Source organism: Jidongwangia harbinensis, assembly GCF_020216025.1.
Taxonomy (GTDB): domain Bacteria; phylum Actinomycetota; class Actinomycetes; order Mycobacteriales; family Micromonosporaceae; genus Actinoplanes; species Actinoplanes harbinensis.
In genome coordinates, this window is record NZ_JAIWNC010000007.1 from 25887 (window position 1) to 33934 (window position 8048).

Consider the following 8048-nt stretch of genomic DNA (forward strand, 5'->3'; position numbering starts at 1 on the left):
GCCCTAGCCGTCGCGCCGGGTCGTCCAGCGGAACGTGGTGAGGCACAGGACCAGGGCGACCACGCACCACAGGCCCAGCACCAGGGCGACCCGGCCGAGTTCGTAGGAGCCGGCCGGTTCCCGGGCGCCGAACGACTCCGGCAGGAACACCGCCCGCAGCCCCTGGCACATCCACTTCAGCGGAAAGATCGCGGCCACGTTCTGCATCCAGGTGGGCAGGCTGGTGAACACGAAGAACACGCCGGAGGTGAACTGCAGGATCAGCGCCACCGGTGTGACCACCGCCGGTGCGCTGCGCCCGGTCCGGGCCAGCGACGAGAACGCCACCCCGCACAGCGTGCACGCGGTGATGCCGAGCACCGACACCCACAGGAAGGTCAGCCACTTGGCGCCGCTGTCCGGCAGATCCAGCCCGAACAACAGGGCGGCCACGGCCAGCAGGATCGCGGTCTCCAGTACCGCGATGAACGCCACCATCAACACCTTGCCGGCGAAGTAGACCCACTTCGGCATCGGCGTGCCGAGCAGCCGCTTGAGCACCCCCCGGTCGCGTTCCATCGGAATCTGGATGGCCAGCGCCTGAAAACCCGCCGTCATCAGCCCGGTGGCGATCATCCCGGTCACGAAGTACTGGGTGAACTTCACCCCGGCGCCGATCTCCCCGGTGAAGATCGACCCGAACACCAGAATCATGATCGCCGGAAACGCCAGCGTGAACATCACCTGCTCCCGGCTGCGCAGGAACTGCCGGATCTCCAGCCCGCCCTGCCGCAGGCCCAACGACGCCGTACTCATCGCGCCCCGATCATGTCCAGGTAGACGTCCTCGAGCGTCGGCCGGGTCACCGTGAGCCCCGGCACCTCGCCGTCGAACCGCGCGGCCAGGTCGGTCACCACCGCCGTCGGCGCCGCGCTCTCGGTGCGATGCCAGGTGCCGTCCGGGGTACGCCAGGACACCGTCGCCAGCGCCGAGTCACGGTTCCCCAGCTGCCGCGGCGTATCCAGCGCGATCAGCCGCCCGCCGGCGATCACGCCCACCCGGTCGGCGAGCGCCTCCGCCTCCTCCAGGTAGTGCGTGGTCAGCACGATGGTGGTGCCGGTGGCCCGCAGATCCCGGACCAGTCCCCAGAACTCGCGGCGCGCCTCCGGATCGAAGCCGGTGGTCGGCTCGTCCAGAAACAGCAGATCCGGCCGGCCCACGATGCCGAGCGCCACGTCGAGACGGCGCTTCTGCCCACCGGAGAGCGTGTGCGTACGCGCCGTCACCTTGCCGGTGAGCCCGACCCGGTCGATCACCGCGGCCGGATCGTCGGCGTCCGGATAGAAGCGGGCGAAATGCCGGACCACCTCGCCCACGGTCAACTCGTCGAACTCCCCGGTGCCCTGCAGCACGATGCCGATCCGCCGGCGCCACCCCCGCGCGGCCGGATCGGCGGCGGCCCGCCGCCCGGTCGCCACGGCCGGATCGACGCCCAGCACGGTCACCTCGCCGCCGTCCCGTCGTCGGTAGCCCTCGAGAATCTCCACGGTGGTGGTCTTGCCCGCCCCGTTCGGCCCGAGCAGCGCGAAGATCTCGCCGGCGGCCACGTCCAGATCGATGCCGTCCACGGCCGCCCGGGCGCCGTAGACCTTCCGCAATCCCCGCACCCGGATCGCGGCCTCCCGGTCCACCATGCCCCGACCCTACGGCGTCCGTTGCGCGTGCGCCTGCCCCGCGTCCGCCTGCCCCGCGTCCGCCTGCCCCGCGTCCGCCTGCGTCCGCCCGCGCGGCGCGTGGTCCGGGGCCGCCCGCCGGCGGTCCTCGGCGTCGATCGTGGACTTGTGGTGCCGGGCGCAGCGGGTGGTCAGCGGGCGCCGGCGAACGTGAGGGACAGCATCGCGGCCGCCACCATGCCGCCCAGCAGGGTCAGGCCGACCCCGCCGATGTCCAGCCGCGCGTGCAGGCGCCGGTGTGCGATCAACGATGCCACCGGTACGCCGGACGACGGCGCCACCAGGAAGGCCAGCCAGCCGAGCCCGCGGATCACCGTGGCGCCCACGATGCCGGAGTCGCCGAACGTGACCAGGCCCGCGGCGACCAGTCCGGTGGCGCCCGCGACCAGCGCGCCCAGCAGCGGCAGCACCGGCAGCATCCAGCGGGGCAGCGGGCGGCGCGCCGGTGCCCGTACCGTGTCGTCGATCCGCTCCGCGGCCCGGGCCAGCAGGGCCCGCGCCGATTCCTGCCCGGACGTGCCGGTGCCGTCGTCGGGCTTGCGTTGCAGCGCCACCCGGGGGAGCACGTCGACCGGTGCCGGCTCGGGGAATTCACCCAGCGTGCGCACCCGCACGCCGCGCGCCCGGCGCAGCTGGTCCCACAGCCGGGCCGCCTCCCGGTCCACGTCCAGTACCTGCGCGGCCGCCGCGCCCGCCCACCGGTCCGCCGCGGCCGCCTCGCCGTCGGCCCGGGCCAGTTCCCCGGCCGCCCGCGCGGTGCTGTCCTGGTATGCCTGGTCGGCGGTGTCCAGTTCGGTGTCCCGGCGCCGGGCCACGTCGGCCAGGGCGCTCATCATCATCTGGTAGTCACGGTCACGCGTGGTCACTGTTCACCTCGTACGGGATGATCACTTCGGGGAAGCGATGCACGGAGCGGTCGAAGAACAGCGCCCGGCGTGGGCGCGGGTACCAGACCGGGCCGCCGGGCTGGGGGCAGAGCGGGCCGAGTTCGGCGCCGTGTACGTCCAGCGCCACCCAGCCGCCGATCGCGTCGAACCGGGCGCCCGGCCCGCCGAGGTCGTCGCGGAGCCGGGCCACCGAGCGCCACCAGCCCAGGACGTGGGTGCGCTGTTCCGGGCCGTGGGTGAGCATGGTCCGCAGGGCCGCCCGGTGTTCGGGGCCGGCCGAGTCCAGGCCGTAGCCGAGCACGTAGTGCGGGATGCCGTCGGGCGGCACCTGGAAGAGATCGGTGAGGTCGGCGGCGCCGTACCAGTCGGCCTCGGGCAGTTCCGCGACCAGCCGTGCGGCTGCGTGCTCGGCGCCCGGTTCCAGGCAGGCGACGCTGAAGTGGGCCGGGCCCTGGGCGGCGAGCGAGAGCGCGGCCGCGGCCAGGATGTCGCAGGCCTCGTCGGTCCGGGTGCCGAGCACCGCCAGGTTCCGTCCGGGCATCCGGCCCAGGCGCAGGCGGGCCGGGCGGGCCGCGACGTCGATCCGCTCGCCGAGGACGGCACCGGGTGACGAGCCCACCGTGGTCGGCTCGCCGGCCGGGCGGCCGGCGGGGCGGTACGCCTCCGGCAGCCGCGGCACCGCGTCGCCGTCGAACAGTCGCGGTGGTGCCCAGCCGTCCGGCCGTTGCCGCCATTGCCGCCGCTGCAGTCCCTGCCACGCGGACCGGTCACCGGCGTCCGGGAGCCGGACGATCCGGTTCGCGCCGGCCACCCCGGAGTCGGCGTTGACCACCGCGTGGAAGCGCGGGATGACCGCGGCGGCGAGGTTCGTGTCGGCCAGGACGCGGCGCGCCTTGGGCAGGGCGATGCGCAGCGTGAACTGGCCGATCAGCCCGGACCGGCCCCACAGCGCCTCGATCCCGGACACGTCCTGGGAGGCGAGCACCAGGTGAATGCCCTGGGAGCGGCCGCGCCGGGCCAGGTCCTCGAGGAGGGTGACGGCCTCCTCGGCCACCGCGTCCCGGCCGGCCAGCAGCACCTGGAACTCGTCGATCACCGCCACGATCCGCGGCCAGTGCCCGGCGGGGTCCTCGACCCGCAGCTCGGCCAGCTTCGTGGCGTCGTGGCGCTTGGCGGCCAGTGCCCGGGCCCGCAGTTCCTCGCCGAGGTGGCGCAGCATCGCCAGGCCGAACTCCCGGTCACCGTTGACGTTGATGCCGGCCAGCCGTACCTGGGGCAGCCAGCTCGGGTCCCGCGGACCCGGAGTGAACCGGGCGAACGACACGCCCTCCTTGAAGTCCAGCAGGTACAGCGCGAGTTCGTCGGGGCCGTACCGGGCGGTCATCGAGCCCAGCCAGGCGTAGATCAGGTTGGTCTTGCCGGAGCCGGACGGGCCGCCGATCAGCGCGTGCGGCGGGTCGTCGCCGAGCAGTACCTCGACCAGTGAGCCGTCGGTGCAGTCGCCGACCGGCGCGCTCAGCTCGTGTGCGCTGCACTCGGTCCACAGCTTGTCCGGGATGAGGTCGGCGAGGCGGGCCGGGGGCGGTCCGGCGCGCAGCCGTTCGGCCACCGACCGGCAGAACGCGGTGATCCGGTCGGCCGGCGGCGGCGGGTCGAGGCGGACGGTGAGGTCACCCGCGGTGTCGCAGACGGCGGCGCCGTCGCGCACGACGATCCGTTCCACGGTGGGGTGTGCGGGCAGGTCGATGCCGCGGACGATGAGGTGTACACCGCAGGCCACGCCGGTCCGGACGATCCGGTTGAGCTGGGCGCGCTGGGCCGGGGTCAGTTCCTCGGCCCCGTCCGGGTCGGCGAGCAGCACCACCACCCGCCACGGTTCCGGGCGCGGCCCGGTGGTGGCGGCGGTGAGCGCGGCGAGCGACGCGTGCTCGCCGGCCAGCACGCTCTCGTTGACCCGGCAGATGTGCTCGACCAGGTCGTCGAGCATGGCGCCGAGGCCGCCCGGGCCGACGAACGACAGTCCCAGCGGTGCGAACGGGGCCAGGGTGCCGCCCAGCCGCTCCGGGTCGTACACGGTGAGCCGGACCTCGCCGGGCCGGGTGGTGCCCAGCGCCCGCAGCAGCACGCCGGAGATAACGCCGTCGACCTGGGCCGGGTCGCCGTCCAGGCTCAGGTGGGCGCCGTCCAGCAGCGGCACCAGGCCGGGGATGGTGACGTGTTCCAGAGTGATGGTGCCGATCCGGAGCAGTCCGGTCCGGGCGCCGCGTTCCGGTTCGGTGGGTGACCACATCCGCCACGGCGTACCGGCGGCCCCGGGGGCGCACAGCGCGGCGACCGTGCCGGCGTTGCTGGCCAGCGCGGCCGACTCGGTCCGGTACCGGCGCAGGATGTCGGTGCGTGCGGTGTCGCGTGCCTCGGCCAGTTGCGCCAGGCAGGTCGAGTACGCCTCGCGGACCACCCGGCGGCGCCGCTGTGCCTCGGCCCGGGCGGTCTCGGCCGCGGCGAGTACGGCCCGCGCCGTCCCGCGAGCCTCGGCCAGCTCCTGCCGGACCGCGGCGACCAGCGCGTTGCGGTGGCTACCCACGGCGGGAACTTTATCCCTTTTTGCCCTCGGTGGGCGTTTATGGGTTGCGTGTCGGCGGAGTCGCCAGGGCGCCCGCGCGGGTCAGCCACCGCGGGTCGGTGCGGATCAGTTCGGCCCAGAGCCGCTCCGCGACCAGCCGGGCCCCCTCGGCCTGCCACTGCTGCAGCCGGCGTCGCGGCACGTACCGGCGGAACCACTCCATGGCCCGCACCGCGTCGGCGTCCAGGCCGTCGATCGCCGGATGCCGGTCGTACGGCCGCAGTCCCCGCACGCAGCAGTAGTGCAGCGCGTTGTAGTACCGCCACTCCTCGGTGGTGCCGAACAACCCGGGCGGCTTCAGCCGGGCCACGCTCTCGGTCAGCACCGCCCGCAACTCGATCGCCCGGGCCAGTGGCTTCTCCGCGCCCCGGCCGGTGAGCCGCCGGTCCACCGTGGGCAGGTCGATCAGCGGGCTGCGCAGCAACCGGCCCAGGTCGCCGAAGTTGTCCAGCGCCCGCTTGGTGAGCCGCTGGAACTCCGGCTCGCTGAGCGTGATCAGGTGGTGCCGTTCCCGCCGCCGCGGAAGCGCCTCGACGAGCAGCAGCAGCGCCGCCCGGTCCAGCCGCAGCCGGTCGTCGTGCACGAAGGCCAGCCGGTCCAGGCCGCGGCGCACCGGCCCGGCCAGGCCCGCGTACGTCATCACGACCGCGACCAGGGCGAACTGCAGCACGTCGACGATCCGCCGGTCGGTGGCGAGCATGGTCAGCGCGGCCGGCCCACCGGCCAGCAGGGCGGCCACCACCGCGCCGACCGCCGACCGGCGCAGGTCCGGCAGCAGGCGCTCACCGGAGTCCACCGCGTCCGCCACCGCGACCAGATAGCCGAGCAGCAGCAGGTCCAGGCCCATGGCGGCGAGCACCAGCGCCGGTGAGCCCAGGTCGACCGGGCCGAGCAGCGCGATCAGGCCGAGGCCGTACAGCACCGCGGCCGCGGTGATCGCCGCCGGCAGCATCCGGGGCCGGACCTGGTCGCCGAAGCGCCACAGCAGCACCAGGCCGCCGACCAGCGGCGCCAGCGCCACCAGCCGTCCCTCGGCGGGCAACGCGGCCACGGTCATCAGGAACACCGCGGACAGCACCAGCCAGCCGCGGTCGATCTGCCGGCGTTCCGGCAATTCGTCGGGCAGCAGGCCCACCGCCGTGCCGGCCCAGACCAGGGCGGGTACGCACAGCAGGATCTGCGCCACCGCGCCGTCCGGGGCGATCGTCCAGGCGGCGACCGCCACCGCGTAGGAGACGAGCGCCCCGGCCGCGCGCCACAGCATGGACCGCCCCGGGTCGCGGCCCACCAGGTAGCACGCCAGCCACCAGGTCAGCGCGAATGCGGGTACGGCGATGGCAGGCACGGAAGCAGTCAACCAAACAGTCCGGCGCTGGTGACACCCTCAACCGGGTGGCGTTGCCGCCGGCGCCGACGGCGCCGCCGGAGCAGCCAGTACCCGCCGCCGACCAGCAGACCGAGTGCGAGCAGGACGAGCGCCGGCAGCAGGATCGCGAACACCGACAACAGCACGCTGGAGACGTCCTCGGCGGTGCTGGCCACCGGCGCGCCGGCCCCGGCGGTGGTGGCGTTGACCACCGGGCGGGCGGTCGCCTTCACGCCGTGCACGACCAGCGCGATCACCACGCCGGCCGCGATCGGCACCCACTGGTGCGAGCTGAAGAACGCGCCCGGGTCGGAGACCGTGACCGTCTCGGAGGCCGAACCGGCGCCGAACGCGAGGCCGCCGGCGGTCGGGCGGATCACCGTCTGCACGATGTCGTTGACGTTGTCCACGACCGGGACCTTGTCCGCCACCACCTCGATCGCCAGCAACGCGGCCAGGATGGTCAGCACCCAGCCGTTGGACAGCCACTGCCAGCCGGTGGGCAGGTCGATGAGATCGCTGAACCGGGCGAGCAGCCCCATGGTGAGCAGCGGGATGTAGGCATTCAGTCCGGCGGACGCGGCGAGGCCGGTCCCGGTCAGCGCTTCGAGCACGAACTCAGCATCGCACCGCCGTGCGAACGCCGCCGGATACCGGGTCCGCTACTGTCGTGCGGTGCGTCTGGTCATCGCGAAGTGCTCCGTGGACTATGTCGGCCGCCTCTCCGCGCATCTGCCGCCCGCGGTGCGCCTGCTCATGGTCAAGGCGGACGGGTCCGTCTCGATCCACGCCGACGACCGCGCCTACAAGCCGCTGAACTGGATGAGCCCGCCCTGCAAGCTGCAGGAGGCGCCGGGCGTCTGGAAGGTGGTGAACAAGGCCGGCGAGGAGCTGCGGATCACCCTCGAGGAGATCTTCCAGGACACCTCGTACGATCTGGGCGTCGACCCCGGCCTGGTCAAGGACGGCGTGGAGGCGCACCTGCAGGAGCTGCTGGCCGCGCACCCCGAGACGTTCGGGGAGGGGTGGACGCTGGTCCGCCGCGAGTTCATGACCGCGATCGGGCCGGTCGACCTGCTCTGCCGGGACGCCGAGGGCAAGGCGGTGGCCATCGAGGTGAAGCGCCGCGGCGAGATCGACGGCGTGGAGCAGCTCACCCGCTACCTCGAGCTGATGAACCGGGACCCGCTGCTCACGCCGGTGGCCGGGGTCTTCGCCGCGCAGGAGATCAAGCCGCAGGCCAGGGTGCTCGCGGCCGACCGGGGCATCCGGTGCGTGGTGGTCGACTACGACAAGCTGCGCGGCATGAAGCGCGACGAACTGACGCTCTTCTAGCTTGAGTTTTAACCTGTGCGGCGTGGTCTGGGGTTATGTGTTTTCTTGTTTTTCGGGTTGGCGTTTGCGCTGGTGACGATATGGACGTCGTGGCGGTTGGCTGGCCGGTGGTTGCGGTGGCCGGG

General features: G+C 73.5%; 7 protein-coding genes. 1 reads left to right on the forward strand and 6 read right to left on the reverse strand.

Annotated features, from left to right (window positions below):
• Positions 1–3: 3 nt before the first annotated feature.
• From LDL48_RS11925 to LDL48_RS11950, 6 genes are all read right to left on the reverse strand, one after another.
• Positions 4–795, reverse strand: a complete 792-nt coding sequence (locus tag LDL48_RS11925) for an ABC transporter permease (RefSeq protein WP_225255128.1) — start codon at positions 793–795, stop codon at positions 4–6.
• The gene (locus tag LDL48_RS11930) at positions 792–1670 is read right to left on the reverse strand and encodes an ABC transporter ATP-binding protein (RefSeq protein ID WP_225255140.1); all 879 of its coding nucleotides are present in this window, start codon (positions 1668–1670) and stop codon (positions 792–794) included. Before LDL48_RS11930 ends, LDL48_RS11925 begins: the two co-directional genes overlap by 4 nt.
• Before the next feature lie 173 nt (positions 1671–1843).
• The gene (locus LDL48_RS11935; protein ID WP_225255129.1) at positions 1844–2578 is read right to left on the reverse strand and encodes a hypothetical protein; all 735 of its coding nucleotides are present in this window, start codon (positions 2576–2578) and stop codon (positions 1844–1846) included.
• Complete coding sequence (locus tag LDL48_RS11940) at positions 2565–5183, reverse strand: FtsK/SpoIIIE domain-containing protein (protein ID WP_225255130.1); 2619 nt, start codon at positions 5181–5183, stop codon at positions 2565–2567. Before LDL48_RS11940 ends, LDL48_RS11935 begins: the two co-directional genes overlap by 14 nt.
• Positions 5184–5220: 37 nt before the next feature.
• A complete protein-coding gene (locus LDL48_RS11945) occupies positions 5221–6567 on the reverse strand; it encodes an amino acid adenylation domain-containing protein (RefSeq protein WP_225255131.1) in 1347 nt (448 codons plus the stop codon).
• 8 nt (positions 6568–6575) lie between these two features.
• The gene (locus LDL48_RS11950; RefSeq protein WP_225255132.1) at positions 6576–7202 is read right to left on the reverse strand and encodes a DUF4126 domain-containing protein; all 627 of its coding nucleotides are present in this window, start codon (positions 7200–7202) and stop codon (positions 6576–6578) included.
• 61 nt (positions 7203–7263) lie between these two features.
• Here LDL48_RS11950 and nucS point away from each other — a divergent pair, with 61 nt between their 5' ends.
• Complete coding sequence (gene nucS, locus LDL48_RS11955) at positions 7264–7923, forward strand: endonuclease NucS (RefSeq protein WP_225255133.1); 660 nt, start codon at positions 7264–7266, stop codon at positions 7921–7923.
• The last annotated feature ends 125 nt before the right edge of the window (positions 7924–8048 follow it).